An 18,628-nucleotide genomic window follows, 5' to 3' on the forward strand; every position below is an offset into this window, starting at 1 on the left:
CGGGCGACGGCCCTGGTGGGAGGGGGACCTCAGCGTCCGGCGGCGGAGTTGCGCTTCTTCTTCAACTTGCGGTCGTCGCGCAGCTCGACGTACGGCTCGACCTCGGCCGGGTGCCCGGCGGCGATCGCCCGGCTGCGCTCCAACTCCGCGTCGAACTCCGCGCCCAGCAGGATCGCGATGTTGCTCAGCCACAACCAGACCAGGAAGATGATCACACCGGCCAGCGCCCCGTACGTCTTGTTGTACGAGCCGAAGTTGCCGACGTACAGGGCGAACAGCCCGGAGACCAGCAGCCAGATCAGCACGGCCAGCACCCCGCCGGGGCTGACCCAGCGGAACCCGCCGTGCCGGGCGTTCGGCGACGCCCAGTAGAGGATCGCGAACATCAGGCTGACCAGCACCAGCAGCACCGGCCACTTCACGATGTTCCACACCGTCACCGCGGTGGAGCCGATCCCGATGGCGCTGCCCGCCTCCTCGGCGAGCCGGCCGGTGAAGACCACGATCACCGCGCTGGCCAGCAGCAGGACGCCGATCACGGCGGTCACCCCGACCCGGATCGGCAGGGTCTTCCAGATCGGCCGCCCCTCCGGGACGTCGTAGATGCTGTTGGAGGCGCGCATGAACGCGGCGACGTACCCGGAGGCGGACCAGAATGCGGCGAGCAGACCGATGATGGCGGCGACGCTGGCCAGCCCACCGGCACCGGACGCCTGGTCGATCGCGGCCGAGATGATCTGCCGGATGTTGCCCTCCGGCACCGCCTGGTTGACGGTGTCCCTGACCCCCTCGGTGGCGCTCGGTCCGAGCAGGCCGAGGATCGAGATGAGCACCAGCACGCCGGGGAAGATCGACAGCACCCCGTAGTAGGTCAACGCCGCCGCCCAGTCGGTCAGGCTGTCGTCCTGGAACTCCCGCACGGTGCGCTTCAGCGTCGCCAGCCAGCCGGTGCCCGACAGCTCCGTCGGGCTGTCCGGCCCCTCGTCCGGACCGACCGGCCGGTCCCGGACCGAGCCGCGCCGGTCGCGGTCGGCGTCCCGCTGGTCCCGGTCCGAGCCGCTGTGGTCCCGGCCCGAGCCGCTTCGGTCCCGGTCCGCGTCCCGCCGATCCCGGGCCGCGTCCTGCCGGTCCTGGTTGCGGCCGTTCCCCGCCTGATCAGCGTCGATCCGGCTGTCGGCGCCCGGCCGGGCCGCGCCCGCGGTGCGGGCGCCGTCCCGGTCGCGTCCGGCGCGGACGGAAGTCTCGTCGGAGGCCATCGCCCCTCCTCATGGTCGCGGTGTCCACTCGGACATGCCCCGGGAAGGAGGCCACTAACCGCTGACGGTGGAGCAGCCGTTCCATCCGGCGGGCCGCCACCACCAGCCCCGGCACGGTCGCCGCCGACAGGTACGCCACGTTCAGCGCCCAGGACGGCGTCAGCCGGCCGACCGGGGCACGGTGGCCAGCGTCCACACCGCGTACGCCCAGAGCAGCAGTCCGGCGCCGACGCCGACGACCAGGCCCGGCGCCACGGCCGAGGCGAGCCCGGTGACCAGGCCGGCGAGCGCGACCAGGCACATCGCGACGCCGAGCAGCCGCAGCCGGGGGTCGCGCAGCAGCGGGGTGAGTGGGAAGAAGTGGGCGCCGACGACGGCGCAGACCAGCACCGGGGCGTACGCCGAGCGCCCGAGCACCGCCAGCAGCGCCGCGCCGAGCCCCGCCGCGGCGAACTCGGCCACCACGATCAGCAGGTACCGGCGGTCCGACGCCCGGTCCCCGACGGCACCCGCCTCGGGGCGGCTGCGCACGGCGACCACGGCGCCGACCACCGCCGTGCCCAGGGCGGCCACGCTCGCGACGATCAGCAGCGTTCGCAGTGGCTGGCCGGCTGCCGGCACGCTGAACCAGATCGTCGCGAAGACGCCGAGGTAGAGGGCGGTGAGTCCGGCCTGGCGCCGGGGGACAGTGAGCACGAGGGGGCTCGTTTCTCGGTAGCGCCATGATCGTCTGTTGAAAACCGACACGACACGCCGTGCCGGTTCTCGCTCAACGACAGACGATCATGAACCCGACGGGGCAGGGCGGGGCGGGGCAGCTAGAGGTTGGTGGGGCTGGTGGCGGCGCGGGCGGCGGCGACCAGGCGGTCGGTCTCGGCGACCACCGGCTCGTCGTCGGCCGGGGTGCCGGGGTCGTAGCGGACCGTCCAGGTCAGGCCGTCCACGCCGGGCACCCGGCGGGCGGCGATCCGGCCGGAGCCGCCGGGCACCGGGTGCTGCTCGGTGTACGCGACCGAGTTGGTCACCCGCGCGCGCACCTGGTGCGGCAGCTCCCCCGGGTCGAGCAGCAGGTACGTCTCGGCCGGGCAGTCGGCCACCACCAGGTAGCCGTCCCGCTCGGCGACCCGCTCGGCGGACGTGACGGTCAACTCCCGGCCCGACCAGCCGGCCTTGAGGATGTCGTGCCAGCCCAGCCGGTGGCCCCGCCCCGGGAGCCAGAGCCCGAGGTTGCTGGCGACCACCACGCCGTCGCCCTCGCCGTCGCCGACCGCCGCCCAGGCGAGCACCCGCTCGTCGTCGACCAGCGGCGGGCGGGCCGCCGGGGGCAGCTTCGGCCTACGGTTGAACAGTCCCATCAGAGCCCTCCCGCAGCCTGCTCGCGCAGCGCCCGGGCGTGCTGCTCCAACGAGAGCAGCTCCCCGAACAGCGCGAAGTACTCGTCCTTGTCGCTGACCGGGTTGATCCGCTGGATCTTGGACTTGAGGTCCTTGATCCGGCCGGTCACCGAGCCCCACTGCAACCGTGCCATGGTCACCGAGACGTACCGCGGGTCGGGCTCGCCGTCGATCCGCAGCGGCTCGACGGCCAGCTCGCCGACCAGGGCCTGGGAGGCAAGGTCGGCGCACGCGTCGCGGACGGCCTCGACCCAGACGGCCCCGCCGGTGGCACCGGCGGCACCGCCGGCCGCCGCGACGGCCTCCCGCACGGCCACGTGCAGCGGGTGGCGGTACTCCGACGCCTCGACCGTGTCGAACATCGGGCCGGCCAGCACCGGCTCCTGGACGGCGAGCTTCAGCGCCTCCCGCTCGACCAGCGACAGCGGGCTGTCCACGGCGGGCACGCCCCGGGCCCCGCGGGCCTGGGGTGGCGACGCCTGCCCGGCGGGCTGACCCGAGGCGGCGGCGAGCACGGCCCGCTGCACCGGCTCGATCTCCATGCCGAGGTCACCGGCGAGCTTGCGCACGTACTCGGGGCGCTTCTCCCGGTCCTTGAGCTTCGCCACCAGGGGGGCGGCCCGGCGCATCGCCTCGACCCGGCCGTCGACGGTGTCCAGGTCGTACCGGTTGATCAGGTGCCGGAGCGCGAAGTCGACCAGCGGCTCGCGGCGGGCGACCAGGTCGCGGACCGCCAGGTCGCCCTTGGCCAGGCGCAGATCGCAGGGGTCCATGTTGTCGGGGCTGACCGCGATGAAGGTACGCCCGACGAAGCGCTGGTCGTCCTCGAAGGCGCGCAGCGCGGCCTTCTGCCCGGCGGCGTCCCCGTCGAAGGTGAAGATGACCTCGCCGGCCACGTCGTCGGTGTCCAGCAGCAGCCGGCGCAGCACCCCGATGTGGTCCGAGCCGAACGCGGTGCCGCAGGTCGCCACGGCCGTCGGCACGCCGGCTAGGTGGCAGGCCATCACGTCGGTGTAGCCCTCGACGACGACCACCTTGCCCTGTTTGGCGATCTCCCGCTTGGCCTGGTCGATGCCGTAGAGCACGTGCGACTTCTTGTAGATCGGCGTCTCGGGGGTGTTCAGGTACTTCGGGCCGTCGTCGTCGTCGAACAGCTTTCGGGCCCCGAAGCCGATCACGTCGCCGGTGATCTCCCGGATCGGCCACATCAGCCGACGGCGGAACCGGTCGATCAGCGTGCCGGACCGCGACGGACGCGACAGCCCGGCGGTGACCAGCTCGTCGTGGCTGAAGCCCTGCTGGCGCAGGTGCTTGGTGAGCAGATCCCAGGCGTCCGGGGCGAAGCCACAGCCGTACCGCTCGGCGGCGGCCCGGTCGAAGCCGCGCTGCGCCAGAAACTCCCGGGCCGCACGGGCGCCGGCGGTGCCGAGCTGGGCTCGGTAGAACTCGACGGCGGCGGCGTGGGCGGCCACCAGGCGCTGCCGCTGCCCCTGCTGCGGGCGGGCGCGCGGGGTGGTCTGGTCGTTCTCGACGTAGCGGAGCTGGATGCCGGCGCGGGCGCCGAGCCGCTCGACGGACTCGACGAAGCTGAGGTGCTCGGCGTCCATCAGGAACTTGATCGCGTCGCCGCCGGCCCCGCAGCCGAAGCAGTACCAGACGTTGCGGGCGGGCGAGACGTTGAACGAGGGGCTCTTCTCGTCGTGGAACGGGCAGAGCCCCTTGAGGTTGCCGCCGCCGGCCGATTTGAGGGTCACCGTGTCCGAGATGACCTCCGCGATCGAGGTGCGTTCCCGGACCAGCGCGATGTCCTCGTCCCGGATCCGCCCAGCCATCCGCCACCCCCTCGGCCCCACATCCTGCCCTGCGCCGACGACGACGTCCGCTCCGGGTGGCGCCGGAGTAGTCACCCGGTCAGTAGATGCAGCTCCCGTTGTCGGGGTTGACGCACTTCGCCCGGCCCCAGAGGGTGGTGAAGTTGGCCCGGTAGCCGGCCGAGACCGTCGAGTGTTCGATCTTGAGGAACGTCTCGTCGTGGTTCACGAGCGACGGGCCGGTCAGGTTGTGCGAGCCGGTGAAGACGATGGTCCGCCCCGACGCGCCGTTGTAGTTGCCCTTCACCACCAGGTACTTCGAGTGCACGGTGACCGTCCGGCCGTCGACGTTGCCCGTCTCGGCGTCCCAGTACTTCTTCAAGGACACGTTCGCCGAGCTGCGCAGGATGCCATACACCTGGTCGCCCATCTCGCCGTAGACCACCCGGACCTTGCAGCCGAGCCGGGCGATGCGCAGCAACTCGCTGGCGACCGCGGGGCGGGCGTCGGTGAACATCGCCTGGGCCACGTCGATCGCGCACCCGCTCTCGTACGTGGTGACGTAGCTCAGCACGTTGTCGACCGTGTCGCCGACGGCCCGCGGCGAGTGGTAGACGGTCACCGCCGTGGTGGGCGACTTGTAGTACCCGTCGGCGGCGGAGAAGAAGTTGTTGTTCTTCCGCTCGGCGCGCAGCTCGTTGAAGTAGCGGGTGAAGTGGTCGTACAGGTCGTAGTCGCCGTGCACGACCACGGCGTTGTTGAACAGGTTGTTCTGCGAGAACGTCAGGTTCTGCGAGGAGACCAGGACCACCCGCTTCATCGTCCCGGACGTGGAGAAGGTGAAGAACTTGTTGTGGTTGATCGAGTTGGCGTGGTTGGCGACGCACGCGCTCGACCCGGCCACCGCCGCCGACGAGGTGCCGCAGAAGACCAGGTCGTCCAGGCCGGCCCCGCGCAGGGTCGAGACGGCCGCGTTGGCCGGGTCGAGGTTGACGTTGCCGTCGCCCTCCCGGTCGACCGCCAGCCGGACCACCACGCCCCGGGCCGCCGCCCGCTTCAGCGCCTCGGCGACCACCGGCGAGGTCCAGCTGAACATCGCCCCCCGGATGTATCCCCCGGCCGGCGCGCCGTCGGCCAGCCGGACGATCTCGTCCTCGATGCTGCGGTCCCGGGTGCCGTCGTCGGCCGGCACGTTGAACACGGTGTACGCGTCGAACGCGGCCAGCGGCGCCGCCTCGCCGGCGAGGTCGCGAGCCACTCCGGCCGACGGGGCGGCGGCCGGGGAAGGGCTGGCGGCGGCGGGAGCGGGCGCCACGGCGAGGGCAGCGAGGGCGGCGAGGGCCAGCAGCCCGGCCCCCCGGTAGCGGTATCTCATGTTCGTGTGTCTATGTCATGACGGCGAATGAAACAAGCCCGGCCGGGGCCCGATTGATCAGCGGGAGCGGGTCGGTCAGGCGACGGTGGCCTCCTCCGCCTCCGTTTGGCGGTTCCAGTCGGCCTTCGTCGAGCGCCAGCCCTCGTCGTCCATGCCGCGCCGCCAGTAGCCGGAGATCGACAGCCGCTCCCGGGGCACGGCGTGCTCGACGCGCAGCAGCCGGCGTAGCTCGCGGACGAAGGTCGCCTCGCCGTGCACGAAGGCGTGCACGTCGCCGGGCGGGAAGTCCAGCGCCGTCACGGCCGCCACCAGCGCCTCGCCGACCGGCCGATCGCCCCGGTGCAGCCAGGTCAGCTCCACCGCGCCCGGGCTGGGCAGCGGCTGCTCGTCGGCGGCGTCGGCCACCTCGACGAAGACCTTCGCCGGGGCGTCGAGCGGCAGCCGGGCCAGGGCGGCGGCGATCGCCGGAAGGGCGCTCTCGTCACCCACCAGCAGGTGCCAGTCGGCCTCCGGGCTCGGCGCGTACGCCCCGCCGGGGCCGGTGAACAGCACCGGGTCGCCGGGGCGCAGCCGGGCCGCCCACGGACCGCCCACCCCCACGTCGCCGTGGTGCACGATGTCGATGGTCAGCTCGCCGGCCACCGGGTCCCAGGCCCGTAGGGTGTACGCCCGCAGCCGGGGCCACTGCTGCGAAGGCAGGTCCCGGCGGATGGCGGCGAGGTCGACCGGCTCCGGGTAGGTCACCCCGGGTGGCGGGAAGACCAGCTTGACGTAGTGGTCGGTGTACTCGCCCACCGGCAGGCCGGTCAGCTCCTCGCCGCCGAGCACCAGCCGGACCAGGTGCGGGGTGGGCCGCTCGGTCCGCAGGACCCGGGCAGCGGTGACCATCTTCGCGCGCTCCGTCATGCTGCTTAGGCTAGCCTAAGTAAGCCCCGGCCTCCTACTGGCAGCTCGGGCCCGTCGGCCAACCCGGGCGGCCGGCGGCTCAGTCGGCGAGCAGCCGCTCGTGCCAGGCCAGCGCGGCCGGGTCGGTGAGCGAGGCGACCTGGTCGATCACCACGCGCAGCCGGGCGCCGTCGTCCGGGGCGGCCCGCCACAACGGGGCGAAGACCTGGTCGAGCGCCTCCGGCGCCCGGTGGGTCAGGGCGGCGACCAGCTCGGCGAGGATCTGCCGCTGCCGCTCGTACCGGCACTGGGACCCAGGCCGGCGCATCACATAGCGCAGTGCGATTCCCTTGAGCAGCGCGCACTGCGCCCGGACCAGGCGCGGCACCACCAGGTCGGCGTCGTACCGGCGCAGCGGGCCGGGGCCGCGGCGCTCCCCGGTGGCGGCCAGCACGGTCGAGACGAAGCGGCCCGTCAGCACGCTGGTGGTGGCCTTCAGCGCGGCCTGGGCGCGGTGGCTGCCGTCGTACCCGAGGAGCGGGGCGAGCACCGGGTCGGCGAGCAGCTCGACCAGCACCTCACCCAGATCGGCCGGGGACTCCCCCGAGTAGGCGGTGGCCACATCGGCGCAGAGCGCGGCCCGCTCGTCGGGGTCGGCGAGCAGCGAGCGCAGGGCGACGTACCCGCCGTGGATGCCGTCCTCGACGTCGTGCACCGAGTAGGCCACGTCGTCGGCCCAGTCCATCACCTGCGCCTCCAGGCAGCGCCGCCCGCCGGCCGGGGCACCGGCGCGCAGCCAGTCGAAGACCGGCCGGTCGTCGGCGTACACCCCGAACTTGCGCTCGCCCGGGCGGCGCGGCCAGGGGTACTTGCCGGTGGCGTCGAGCGACGCCCGGGTCAGGTTGAGCCCGACGGAACGCCCGTCGGGGCCGAGCACCTTGGCCTCCAGCCGGGTGAGCACCCGCAGCGTCTGGGCGTTGCCCTCGAAGCCGCCGCAGGCCGCGGCGAGCCGGTCCAGCTCCGCCTCGCCGTTGTGCCCGAAAGGCGGGTGCCCGAGGTCGTGAGCCAGCCCGGCGGTGTCCACCACGTCGGGGTCGCAGCCGAGCCGGGCGCCCATCTCCCGGGCGATCTGCGCCACCTCCAGCGAGTGGGTCAGCCGGGTACGCAGGAAGTCGTCGGTGCCGGCCACGTGCACCTGGGTCTTCGCGGCGAGCCGGCGGAACGCCGCCGAGTGCAGCACCCGGGCCCGGTCCCGCTCGTACGGTGAGCGGCCGTGCGCGGCGTCCTTGGGCGGCTCGGCGACCCAGCGCGCGGAGTCGGCCGGCTCGCCGCCGGGGACGCCCTCGTGCCGATCGCTCACTCCACTACCCGCGCTGCCGCAGCACGCAGAACTCGTTGCCCTCCGGGTCGGCCAGCACCGTCCAGCCGACGTCGCCCTGGCCGACGTCGACGTGCCGGGCGCCCATGTCGACCAGCCGCTCGACCTCGGCCTCCTGGTCGGCCGGGCGCAGGTCGAGGTGCAGCCGGTTCTTGACCTGGCGGTCGTCGGGGACCGGCAGGAAGACGATGCCGGGGAGTTGGTCGGCGGACTGCCGGATCTCCACCTCGTCGGGCTGGTCGTTGACCACCTGGTAGCCCAGGACCTCGGCCCACCAACGGGCGAGCCGGGCCGGATCCCGCGCGTCGACGGTCAAGCTTTCCCAGACGCTGGCCATACGGTCCACCCTCCACCGGCGATACGACACACTCGCGCGCTCAGGTTACGCCGGAGCGGCCCGCTCGGCTCAGCGGGCAAGGTGAGGATTTTGCAACAGCCGATCAGTCGAGAGTTGTCGACCGATCGCCGACCGTCGCGGGGGTCGCGGGCCGCCATGGCGGCGGGTAGCGTTTCCGGAGCAGAACGTTACCGAAGATCCGCACATCTGAATGCACGACGGGAAGTGACGCTCGTGGACGCTGACGCGGTGCTGGGAACGGAGTTGTGGGGGCTGCGCCGACGCCGGCCGGAGGTCGCCGGCACGGTGCTCGCCGGCACTGACGGCCTGCTCATCTCCAGCGACCTGCCGACGACCGACGCCACCCACCTGGCGGCCCTGGCCGCGGCCAGCTTCGGCCTCGGCAACCGGGTCGCCGACACGGTGCGGCACGGCGAGTTCCAGGAATCGGTGGTACGCACCGCCCGGGGTTGCGTGGTGACCTATCCGGCCGGCCGGCACGCCCTGCTCACCCTGGTCACCTCAGGCGGCACCGACCTGGAGACGCTGCACACGGAGGCTCGGGAGGTGGCCGACCGGGCGGGTTCCGTCTTCGACCGGCAGCGCACGGCGGTCGTCCCCGGCCCGGTGCCGGACCCGCACGCGCCGCTGGCCGTGCGGACCCCGATGGCGACGCTGCCCGGCCGGGCCCCCAACGCGTCCCGCGTCACCGGCTGGCGGCGCCCACCGATCTGAGCCCGTCGGTCCCGGTGGGGGTGCGTGCGGCTCACCCACCGGGACCGGCGCCGATCGGCCGACGCCGCGGGCGGCGGCGCGGGTCAATCGACGCCGGTCGGTCGACGCCGGTCGTCAACGGCTGTCGGAGCCGTTGCTCTCCACCACGGCGCGACCCGCCTCGAGCCGGGCCACCGGGACCCGGAACGGCGAGCAGGAGACGTAGTCCAGCCCCACCTCGTGGAAGAAGTGGACCGACTCCGGGTCGCCGCCGTGCTCGCCGCAGACCCCGAGCTTCAGCCCCGGCCGGGCGGCCCGGCCCTCCTCGGCGGCGATCCGCACCAGCCGGCCGACGCCGTCGCGGTCGATCGACTCGAACGGAGAGATGCCGAAGATGCCCAGCTCCAGGTAGCGCCAGAAGAATGCGCCCTCGACGTCGTCGCGGGAGAAGCCCCAACCCATCTGGGTCAGGTCGTTGGTGCCGAAGGAGAAGAACTGCGCCGCCTCGGCGATCTGGCCGGCGGTCAGCGCCGCCCGGGGCACCTCGATCATCGTGCCGATCAGCACCTCGACCCCGCTGTCCCCGACCACCTCGGCGATGATCTTCTCGGCCTCGGCGCGTACCGTCTCCAGCTCCTGGACCGCGCCGACCAGCGGCACCATGATCTCCGGGCAGGCCACCCGGCCCTCGCGGGTGACCCGGACCGCGGCCTCCGTGATCGCCCGGACCTGCATGGCGAACAGGCCGGGGATGACCAGGCCGAGCCGGACCCCACGCAGCCCCAGCATGGGATTCTCCTCGTGCATCCGCCGGACGGCGGCGAGCAGCGCCTCCTCCTTGGCGACGTCCTCGCCGCGTTCCTGGGCGACGGCGACGTCCACGGCGAGCTGCTCCAGCGGGGGCAGGAACTCGTGCAGCGGCGGGTCGATCAGCCGGACGGTGACCGGCAGCCCGTCCATCTCGCGGAAGATCTCCACGAAGTCGTCGCGCTGCAAGGGCAGCAGCGCGGCCAGCGCGTCCTGCCGCTCGGTGTCGGTGCGGGCCAGGATCAGCCGCTCGACCAGCTCCCGCCGGTCGCCGAGGAACATGTGCTCGGTGCGGCACAGCCCGATGCCCTGCGCGCCGAAGCGCCGGGCCCGGGCGGCGTCCGCGGCAGTGTCGGCGTTCGTCCGCACCGCCAGCCGCCGCCGCCCGTCGGCGTGCGTCATGATCCGGTGTACGGCCCGGACCAGCGCGTTGTCGATGTGTTCCGGGTCGAGGCTGCCCTCGAAGTACTGCACCACCTCGGACGGCATGACCGGCACCTCGCCGAGGTACACCTTGCCGGTGGTGCCGTCGATGGAAACGACATCACCCTCGGAAACGGTGTGCCCGCTGACGGTGAATGTCCTCGCCGGCACGTTGACGTCGATCTCGTCGGCGCCGGAGACGCAGGTCTTGCCCATCCCCCGGGCCACCACGGCGGCGTGGCTGGTCTTGCCGCCCCGCGAGGTGAGGATGCCCTGGGAGGCGATCATGCCGTTCAGGTCGTCGGGGTTGGTCTCCCGGCGGACCAGGATCACCGCCTCCCCCGCGCCGGCCAGCTCGACCGCCCGGGCAGAGGTGAAGACCACCTTGCCGGACGCCGCGCCCGGCGACGCGCCGATGCCCTTGGCCACCGGCTCGAACTCGTGGTCGAGCTGGAACCGGGGAAACATGAGCTGGGCGAGCTGCGCGCCGTTGACCCGGTGCAGCGCCTCGTCCAGGTCGATCAGCCCTTCGTCGACGAGCTGCCCGGCGATGACGAACGCCGCCGCGGCGGTGCGCTTACCGACCCGGGTCTGGAGCATCCACAGCTTGCCGCGCTCGATGGTGAACTCGATGTCGCACAGGTCCCGGTAGTGCTCCTCCAGCCGGGCCATGATGCCGAGCAGCTCGTCGTAGGACTTCTTGTCCAGCCGCTCGAGCTCCTGCAACGGCACGGTGTTGCGGATTCCGGCGACCACGTCCTCGCCCTGGGCGTTGGCCAGGTAGTCGCCGTAGATGCCCTGCGCGCCGCTGGCCGGGTCGCGGGTGAACGCGACGCCGGTGCCCGAGTCCGGGCCGAGGTTGCCGAAGACCATGGCCACCACGTTGACCGCGGTGCCGAGGTCGGCCGGGATGCGCTCCTGGCGACGGTAGAGCACCGCGCGCTCGGCGTTCCACGACTCGAAGACCGCGCGGATGGCCAGGTCGAGCTGCTCGCGCGGCTCCTGCGGGAACTCCCGCCCGGTGTGCTTGGCGAAGATCTTCTTGTACGCGTCGACGAGCCCGCGCAGGTCGTCCGCGTCCAGATCGAGGTCGTTCTGCGTGCCCCGGGCGCGCTTGACGTCGTCGAGGGCCTGCTCGAACTCCTCGCCCGGCACCTCGCACACGGTCTTGCCGAACATCTGGATCAGCCGGCGGTAGGAGTCCCAGGCGAACCGGTTCGCGCCACCGGAGGTGGCCTGGCCCTCCCCGCCGCCCGCCTGGGCGCTGAGCCCGACGACGCTGCGGTCGTTGAGGCCGACATTGAGGACGGTTTCCATCATGCCCGGCATGGAGAACTTGGCGCCGGAGCGGACGGAGACCAGCAGCGGGTCGTCGGGGTCGCCGAGCCGCCGGCCCATCCCGCGCTCCAGCGACTCCAGGTGCGCCTCGATCTGGCCGGCCAGCCCGTCCGGCTCCCGGCCGGTCGCGAGGTACGCCTTGCAGGCCTCGGTGCTGATCGTGAAGCCGGGGGGCACGGGCAGGCCGAGGTTCGTCATCTCGGCGAGGTTGGCCCCCTTGCCACCGAGAAGCTCCTTGAGCTCCTTGTTGCCCTCGGAGAAGTCGTAGACGTACTTGCGATCGACCATCTCTTGCGCTGCCACCAGAGCCTCCCACGTGCGCCGGGACTGACACTTAACGAAGGTTCAGATCCTCAATACCCCGGGGCCGGCCACCGGCAATCCGATGTCGTCGCCGATCGGTGGGCGAAGGTTAAGCGAATATCGCCTGACCTGGGCCCGTTCGGTGACAATCGGCACAGCCTTCCCGACTATGCGTGTCCGTACCGGCTTTTGGGACCGCTTCCACGCGCACTATCACGCAATTTCCCACTCCTCTCGTACTCTTGACGCGGGTTCTGTCGAACCTCACCTTTGCCATATCACTCGCAAATACACCCGGGAGTCGACGCCGTGCCACCCGTCCCGCCCCGCGCCCCCGAGACCGGCCCCGACCCGCTTGCCCCGACCGACCTGGCCGGTCGCCAGCTGGCCGCCGGCGAGCTGGCCCGGGCCGCCGCCCGGGCGGCCGGCGACCGGCTCGCGCCGCCGGCCCCGGTCCGGCTGGGCGACGTGGTGCCCGCGCCGGAACGGGTCGAGCCCCACCCGGCGGCCGACTTCACGCTCCCGGCCGACGCGGTCGTGCGGGTCGACCCGGACCCGGCCGCCCGGGACGTCGCCGAGCAGCTCGCCGCCCTGCTCCGCCCGGCCACCGGCTACCCGGTCCCGGTCGCCGACACCGTCGCGGACCCGGCCGGCGGCCTGACCCTCACGCTGTCCGGTGCCGGTTACTACGCCACGGCACCGACCGACGCACCCGACACCGCCGGGCCAGCCACCGGGCCGGACACTGCTGGGCCAGCCACTGCCGGGCCGACCGCTGCCGGGCCGACCGCCGAAGCCGGCGCTGCCGGGGCCGCAGCCCTCGGCGCGGAGGGGTACCGACTCGACGTCCGGTCCGACGGGGTACGGCTCACCGCCGCCACCCCGGCCGGCCTGTTCCACGGCGTACAGACCCTGCGCCAGCTCCTGCCGGCCACAATCGAGAGCCCCACCCCGGTGACCGAACGCTGGACGCTGCCCGGCGGAACGATCGTCGACCGGCCCAGGTTCCCGTACCGGGGCGCGATGCTCGACGTCGCCCGGCACTTCTTCGCCGTCGCCGACGTGCTGCGGGTCGTCGACCACCTGGCCCGGTACAAGCTCAACCACCTGCACCTGCACCTGACCGACGACCAGGGCTGGCGGATCGCCGTCGATGCCCGGCCCCGGCTGGCCACCGTCGGCGGGGCGACTGAGGTCGGCGGGGGCCCCGGCGGCTGCTACACCGCGGCCGACTACCGGCGCATCGTCCGGTACGCCGTCCGCCGCCACGTCACGGTCGTCCCGGAGATCGACCTGCCCGGCCACACCAACGCGGCGCTGACCGCGTACCCGGAGCTGGCACCCGAGGGGGTCGCGCCGCCGCCGTACACCGGCACCGCGGTCGGCTTCAGCTACCTCGACCCAGCCGACGAGCGCACGTACGCCTTCGTCGCCGACGTGCTCCGCGAGGTCGCCGCCCATACCCCCGGGCCGTACCTGCACATCGGCGGGGACGAGACGTTCAAGGTCCCACCCGACGTGTACGCCCGCTTCGTGGAGCGCGTGCAGGGCATCGTCGCCGACACCGGGAAGACCGTGGTCGGCTGGCACCAGATCGCCCCGGCCGGGCACGCCGAGGGGCGGATCCTCCAGTGGTGGGGCACGCAGGGGAACGACCCCGTGGCCGCCGAGGCCGCCCGGCGCGGCGCCCGGCTGATCCTCTCCCCCGCCAACCACGCCTACCTCGACATGAGGTACGCCCCGGACACCCCGATCGGGCACGACTGGGCCGGGCTGATCGACGTGGCCCGCGCGTACGACTGGGACCCGGGGACACACCTGGACGGCGTGCCGGCCGAGGCGGTGCTCGGTGTGGAGGCCCCGCTCTGGACCGAGTTCGTCACCTCGCTGGCCGAGGTCGAGTTCATGCTGCTGCCCCGGCTCCCCGCCGTGGCGGAGCTGGCCTGGTCGCCCCGGCGTACGCACGACTGGTCCGCCTTCCGCGATCGCCTCGCCGGCCACGGCCCGCGCTGGAGCATCGCGGGCATCACCTTCCACCGCGCCCCGGAGATCCCCTGGCCGGCGGAGCCCCACGGCGCACCCCGCCTCCCCACCCAGGCCCGCCCGGACAGCACGCCCGGACCCACCACAGCCCAGACGGACACGAACCACGCCCCGGCCTGACCGCGTCGATCAAGAGGTTTGTGTCGGGATTCACCGCTTTGACGGACCACGCCCCGGTCCCACCCGGTTGATCAAGAGGTTTGTGTCGGGTGTGTGCCGTCCGGTTGACGTGTACCTCTTGATCGGCGGGGTGGTGGGTGGTTTGGGGTGGGGTATCCGGTGATCGGGGTCACTGTGGTGGTGGAATCGGTGGGGGGTCGGGGGCGTTGTACATGGTTCACCCGGGCGGGACCGGCCCGGGGCAGCTCTCGGGACCGGGGCCGTGTGCGGAATGCGGGGCCGGCCGGGATGGTTACACTCTCCGGACAACGCGAGCAGGTCAGTTCCCCCGAGCCGCCGTGGTTGTCCTTCCCGATCTGATTTCCCCCTTTTTCGCGGTTGCATGTCGCCCTTGGGCGGCTGTTGCCGCGTGTCCCCCGACCAGAGGAGCACGCCATCATGCGTACCGATCTGATCCGTAGGACCGCTCTTTCCGCTGGTGTTCTGGCTGCCACCGCTGGTGGTATCGCCGCTCCCGCCATCGCCGCGCAGGCGACCCCCGCCGAGAAGGCTGTGTCGGTGCAGGCCGACCGTAAGCCGGCCGGTGAGCGGCAGCTCGAGGTGCGGTACGAGGCGCAGCCGAACTTCTACTTCTGTGGGCCGGCCGCTGCCCGTAATGCGTTGTCGGTGCAGGGCAAGGCCATCAGCGTGGATGCCATGGCCGAGGAGATGGGCACGACCGAGGACGGCACCGACTCGATCAACGACATCACACCTGTCCTGAACAAGGAGACCGGTAAGGGCGACGCGTACCGCAGCGTCGAGATCACCACCGGTAAGGCTGATGATGGGCAGACCGACAAGCTGCGCGCCGACGTCGTCCGCACCGTCGACAGCGGCCGGGCTGTGGTGGCCAACATCGCCGGCACCGCCACGGACACCGACGGCGTCGTGCACTCCTTCGAGGGCGGCCACTACATCAGCGTCGTGGGTTACCGCGACGACGGCCGGACGGTGAAGATCGCCGACTCCGCGAACCCCGCCCAGGCCAGCTACGACATCACGGTCGACAACCTGGCCGACTGGATCGCCACCCGCGGCTACGCCACCTCCTGACCCAACCCGCAAACGACAAGGGCCGACCCCACCACGGGGTCGGCCCTTTTGGCCGTGGCGGTGGTGGTGGAGGACAGGCGTCGGCGTCAGCCGCCGGAGTCGGCCAGTTCCGCGCCCTCGGGCACGGTGTCGTCGTCCCGACTGGCCAGCCAGCCCTCGGGGAGGTAGACCTTGCCCGGGGAGTTCGTCCGGCCACGCGGCTGGCCGAGCGTCGCCACCGGGAACGGCTCCGCCGGGTCGAGCTTGCCGAGCAGGTCGTCGAGCTGGGCCAGGCTGTCGATCATGGCGAGGGAGCGGCGCAGCTCGCTGCCGACCGGGAAGCCCTTGAGGTACCAGGCGACGTGCTTGCGGAAGTCTGTGCAGCCGTCCCGCTCGCCCCTGGCCGGGTTCCGCGCCCCCGCCACGAACTGGTCGACCAACAGCTCGGCGTGCCGGCGCATGGTCACCGCCACCTCTCCGAGGGTGGGCAGCCGCCGCTCCGGCCGCCCGTCGAACGCGGCCTCCAGATCGGCGAAGAGCCACGGCCGGCCGAGGCAGCCACGGCCGATCACCACCCCGTCGACCCCGGTGTGGGCGACCATCCGCAGCGCGTCGTCGGCCTCCCAGATATCGCCGTTACCGAGCACCGGCACGTCGAGGGCCTGCTTGAGGGTGGCGATCGCGTCCCAGTCGGCGGTGCCCGAGTAGCGCTGGGCGGCCGTACGCCCGTGCAGGGCGACCGCCACGACTCCGGCGTCCTGGGCGGCGAGCCCCGCCTCGACGTACGTCAGGTGGTCGTCGTCGATGCCCTTGCGCATCTTCACGGTGACCGGCACCCCGGCGGGCGACGCGGCGTCCACCGCGGCCTTCACCAGCCGGGCGAAGAGCCGACGCCGCCAGGGCAGGGCCGACCCGCCGCCCCTGCGGGTGACCTTGGGGACCGGGCAGCCGAAGTTCAGGTCGATGTGGTCGGCGAGGTTGCGCTCCACCACGATCCGCACGGCGGCGGCGGTGATCTCCGGGTCGGTGCCGTAGAGCTGGAGGCTGCGGGGCCGCTCGTCGTCGCCGAAGGCGATCATGCGCAGGGTCTTCGGGTTCCGCTGGACCAGCGCGATCGTGGTGATCATCTCGCAGACGTAGATGCCGCCGCCCTGCTCCCGGCAGAGCCGGCGGAACCCGACGTTGGTGATCCCGGCCATCGGCGCGAGCACCACCGGCGGCCACACCTGGTGCCGCCCGAGGGTCAACGGACGCAGCGCGGGCAGGCTCGGGGCAGTCACCGGACAAGTGTACGGGGCCCCGACCGTGCTGGTCGGGGCCCCGTGAACGGTGCTCAGCAGCCGGGGAGGCGCTCGATCAGGTAACGCTCGACCTGGTCCAGGGAGACCCGCTCCTGGGCCATGGTGTCCCGGTTCCGCACGGTCACCGCGTCGTCGTCGAGGGTGTCGAAGTCGACCGTCACGCAGAACGGGGTGCCGATCTCGTCCTGGCGGCGGTACCGGCGGCCGATGGCCTGCGAGTCGTCGAACTCGACCACCCAGCGCTTGCGCAGGTCGGCGGCGAGGCCCTTGGCCTTCGGGGAGAGCGCCTCGTTGCGGGACAGCGGGAGGACCGCCACCTTGACCGGCGCGAGCCGGGGGTCGAAGCGCATGACGGTGCGCTTGTCCACGCCACCCTTGGTGTTCGGGGCCTCGTCCTCGTCGTACGCCTCGAGCAGGAACGCCAGCACCGCGCGGGTGAGGCCGGCGGCCGGCTCGATCACGTACGGCATCCAGCGCTCGCTCTTGCCCTGGTCGAAGTACGACAGGTCGACGCCGGAGTGCTTGCTGTGCGTGGACAGGTCGAAGTCGGTGCGGTTGGCGATGCCCTCCAACTCGGCGAACTCGCTGCCGCCGAACCGGAACCGGTACTCGATGTCGACGGTGCGCTTCGAGTAGTGGGAGAGCTTCTCCTTGGGGTGCTCGTAGAAGCGCAGGTTCTCCTCGGACAGGCCCAGGTCGAGGTACCAGTTCCAACGCTCGGAGAGCCAGTACTCGTGCCACTGCTCGTCGGAGCCCGGCTCGACGAAGAACTCCATCTCCATCTGCTCGAACTCGCGGGTGCGGAAGATGAAGTTGCCCGGGGTGATCTCGTTGCGGAACGACTTGCCGGTCTGCGCGATGCCGAACGGCGGCTTCTTGCGGGCGACCGTCTCCACGTTCTTGTAGTTGACGAAGATGCCCTGGGCGGTCTCCGGGCGCAGGTAGTGCATGCCCTCGTCGCTCTCCACCGGGCCGAGGTAGGTCTTCATCAGGCCGTTGAACATCTTCGGCTCGGTGAAGGTGCCCTTGTTGCCGCAGTTCGGGCAGTTCAGCTCCGACAGCGAGGCCAGCGGCTTGCCGTGCTTCTCGGCGTACGCCTCCTCCAGGTGGTCGGCCCGGAACCGCTTGTGGCAGGACTGGCACTCCGTCAGCGGGTCGACGAACTCGGCGATGTGGCCGCTGGCCTCCCAGACCTTGCGGGAGAGGATGACCGCGGAGTCCAGGCCGACGACGTCGTCGCGCTGCTGGACCATGGTCTTCCACCACTGCCGGCGGACGTTCTCCTTCAGTTCCACGCCGAGCGGACCGTAGTCCCACGCCGACCGGGTGCCCCCGTAGATCTCACTGGAGGGGAAGACGAAGCCCCGGCGCTTGGCGAGGCTGACGACGGCGTCGATACGGTCGGCTGGCATGTTTCCTCCTACGCCGGCTGGCGGTCGGCGGGGGCGAGATGTGGATGGATCGGTCGGTTCGGGGACAACGGTACGACCGTACGGGCCCCGGGCCCAGCAGAATACCGGGGGCGGGGCCGACCACCCCCGCGAGCCTCCGTTCGGCCACCGGGGCGGGTGGTCAGCTCACCCCGCAGACCTCCATGCCTCCGGTCTGCCCGTCGGCGGCGAGGGTGACCTCCTGGTCGCCCCGGTTGCCGCCGCTGAAGGTGACGGAGACCGGGACGGTAAGGGTGGTGGGGTCCACCTCGCCCACCCGGTACGAGTCGATCTGCGGCTCGGCGGCGGCCCGACGCTCGAACTCCGCCCGGGACTCGCGGCGCTGCGCGTCGTCGCAGAGCGTGTCGTACGACCTGCCGTACTTCCGCTCGACCAGCCCCTGGTAGTAGTCGTCGGTCACCGCGCGGCCCTGCTCCCGCACCGCCTGCACGTTGCTGATCACCAGGCCGACTATGGCCGCCCCGCCCCCGCCGCAGCAGAGCAGCACGGCCAGCGCCCCGACCCCGAGGCCGAGCCACAGCCGGGCGCTGCGCCCCTCGGTCGGGGGCGCCACGAACGGCGGGGCCACCCCGGGGCCGGCCGGGGGCGCGGGCACCCCGGGCTCCAGGTGCGGCGGCG

At 72.4% G+C, this 18,628-nt stretch carries 15 protein-coding genes; 3 read left to right on the forward strand and 12 right to left on the reverse strand.

Translation table 11 applies throughout. From position 1 onward, the window contains the following. Positions 1-29 precede the first annotated feature (29 nt). From ACQPZO_RS23615 to ACQPZO_RS23650, 8 genes are all read right to left on the reverse strand, one after another. Positions 30-1,256, reverse strand: coding sequence for a YihY/virulence factor BrkB family protein (locus tag ACQPZO_RS23615; RefSeq protein WP_433344048.1), 1,227 nt, complete (start codon positions 1,254-1,256; stop codon positions 30-32). Between the two features lie 159 nt (positions 1,257-1,415). Beyond that, a complete protein-coding gene (locus tag ACQPZO_RS23620; protein ID WP_433344050.1) occupies positions 1,416-1,952 on the reverse strand; it encodes a hypothetical protein in 537 nt (178 codons plus the stop codon). 122 nt (positions 1,953-2,074) lie between these two features. Further along, a complete protein-coding gene (locus tag ACQPZO_RS23625; RefSeq protein ID WP_433344051.1) occupies positions 2,075-2,611 on the reverse strand; it encodes a hypothetical protein in 537 nt (178 codons plus the stop codon). Further along, on the reverse strand, positions 2,611-4,482 hold the full coding sequence (dnaG, locus tag ACQPZO_RS23630) for a DNA primase (RefSeq protein ID WP_433344052.1): 1,872 nt from the start codon (positions 4,480-4,482) through the stop codon (positions 2,611-2,613). Before dnaG ends, ACQPZO_RS23625 begins: the two co-directional genes overlap by 1 nt. Before the next feature lie 79 nt (positions 4,483-4,561). Continuing rightward, the gene (locus ACQPZO_RS23635; RefSeq protein ID WP_433344053.1) at positions 4,562-5,836 is read right to left on the reverse strand and encodes a phospholipase D-like domain-containing protein; all 1,275 of its coding nucleotides are present in this window, start codon (positions 5,834-5,836) and stop codon (positions 4,562-4,564) included. Positions 5,837-5,911: 75 nt separating this feature from the next. Next, on the reverse strand, positions 5,912-6,742 hold the full coding sequence (locus tag ACQPZO_RS23640; RefSeq protein WP_433344055.1) for a siderophore-interacting protein: 831 nt from the start codon (positions 6,740-6,742) through the stop codon (positions 5,912-5,914). A gap of 79 nt (positions 6,743-6,821) precedes the next feature. Next, entirely contained in the window at positions 6,822-8,081 is a 1,260-nt protein-coding gene (locus ACQPZO_RS23645; protein WP_433344057.1) for a deoxyguanosinetriphosphate triphosphohydrolase, read from the reverse strand. A 4-nt stretch (positions 8,082-8,085) separates the two neighbouring features. Next, positions 8,086-8,436: a VOC family protein gene (locus ACQPZO_RS23650; protein WP_433344059.1), complete on the reverse strand. Its 351-nt coding sequence runs from the start codon at positions 8,434-8,436 to the stop codon at positions 8,086-8,088. Between the two features lie 234 nt (positions 8,437-8,670). Between ACQPZO_RS23650 and ACQPZO_RS23655 the strand changes: the two genes are divergently transcribed. Beyond that, positions 8,671-9,171 (forward strand): roadblock/LC7 domain-containing protein, encoded by a 501-nt coding sequence (locus ACQPZO_RS23655; protein ID WP_433344060.1) that lies wholly within the window; start codon positions 8,671-8,673, stop codon positions 9,169-9,171. Positions 9,172-9,285: 114 nt separating this feature from the next. On the opposite strand, the gene ppdK is transcribed toward ACQPZO_RS23655, so the two are convergent. Next, a complete protein-coding gene (gene ppdK / locus ACQPZO_RS23660) occupies positions 9,286-12,021 on the reverse strand; it encodes a pyruvate, phosphate dikinase (protein ID WP_433344062.1) in 2,736 nt (911 codons plus the stop codon). A 369-nt stretch (positions 12,022-12,390) separates the two neighbouring features. Here ppdK and ACQPZO_RS23665 point away from each other — a divergent pair, with 369 nt between their 5' ends. After that, positions 12,391-14,184, forward strand: a complete 1,794-nt coding sequence (locus ACQPZO_RS23665) for a family 20 glycosylhydrolase (RefSeq protein ID WP_433351186.1) — start codon at positions 12,391-12,393, stop codon at positions 14,182-14,184. Positions 14,185-14,622: 438 nt separating this feature from the next. Then, positions 14,623-15,279, forward strand: a complete 657-nt coding sequence (locus ACQPZO_RS23670; protein ID WP_433344064.1) for a C39 family peptidase — start codon at positions 14,623-14,625, stop codon at positions 15,277-15,279. Between the two features lie 86 nt (positions 15,280-15,365). Here ACQPZO_RS23670 and dusB read toward each other — a convergent pair whose 3' ends face one another. The 3 genes from dusB to ACQPZO_RS23685 form a co-directional block, all read right to left on the reverse strand. Further along, positions 15,366-16,457 carry a tRNA dihydrouridine synthase DusB gene (dusB, locus tag ACQPZO_RS23675; RefSeq protein WP_433351188.1) on the reverse strand — a complete coding sequence of 364 codons (1,092 nt, stop codon included), beginning with the start codon at positions 16,455-16,457 and terminating at the stop codon, positions 15,366-15,368. Between the two features lie 134 nt (positions 16,458-16,591). Continuing rightward, a complete protein-coding gene (locus ACQPZO_RS23680) occupies positions 16,592-17,971 on the reverse strand; it encodes a glycine--tRNA ligase (RefSeq protein WP_433344066.1) in 1,380 nt (459 codons plus the stop codon). A gap of 160 nt (positions 17,972-18,131) precedes the next feature. Further along, the gene (locus ACQPZO_RS23685) at positions 18,132-18,605 is read right to left on the reverse strand and encodes a hypothetical protein (protein ID WP_433351190.1); all 474 of its coding nucleotides are present in this window, start codon (positions 18,603-18,605) and stop codon (positions 18,132-18,134) included. Between the last annotated feature and the right edge of the window lie 23 nt (positions 18,606-18,628).

The organism is Micromonospora sp. CA-111912, assembly GCF_050948415.1.
GTDB lineage: Bacteria > Actinomycetota > Actinomycetes > Mycobacteriales > Micromonosporaceae > Micromonospora.

Bases quoted from the DNA above. Each gene is read 5' to 3' on its own strand.
- ACQPZO_RS23615 (WP_433344048.1), bottom strand. From the start codon at position 1,256: ATGGCCTCCGACGAGACTTCCGTCCGCGCCGGACGCGACCGGGACGGC.
- ACQPZO_RS23625 (WP_433344051.1), bottom strand. From the start codon at position 2,611: ATGGGACTGTTCAACCGTAGGCCGAAGCTGCCCCCGGCGGCCCGCCCG.
- dnaG (WP_433344052.1), bottom strand. From the start codon at position 4,482: ATGGCTGGGCGGATCCGGGACGAGGACATCGCGCTGGTCCGGGAACGC.
- ACQPZO_RS23635 (WP_433344053.1), bottom strand. From the start codon at position 5,836: ATGAGATACCGCTACCGGGGGGCCGGGCTGCTGGCCCTCGCCGCCCTC.
- ACQPZO_RS23640 (WP_433344055.1), bottom strand. From the start codon at position 6,742: ATGACGGAGCGCGCGAAGATGGTCACCGCTGCCCGGGTCCTGCGGACC.
- ACQPZO_RS23650 (WP_433344059.1), bottom strand. From the start codon at position 8,436: ATGGCCAGCGTCTGGGAAAGCTTGACCGTCGACGCGCGGGATCCGGCC.
- ACQPZO_RS23670 (WP_433344064.1), top strand. From the start codon at position 14,623: ATGCGTACCGATCTGATCCGTAGGACCGCTCTTTCCGCTGGTGTTCTG.
- dusB (WP_433351188.1), bottom strand. From the start codon at position 16,457: ATGGCCGGGATCACCAACGTCGGGTTCCGCCGGCTCTGCCGGGAGCAG.
- ACQPZO_RS23680 (WP_433344066.1), bottom strand. From the start codon at position 17,971: ATGCCAGCCGACCGTATCGACGCCGTCGTCAGCCTCGCCAAGCGCCGG.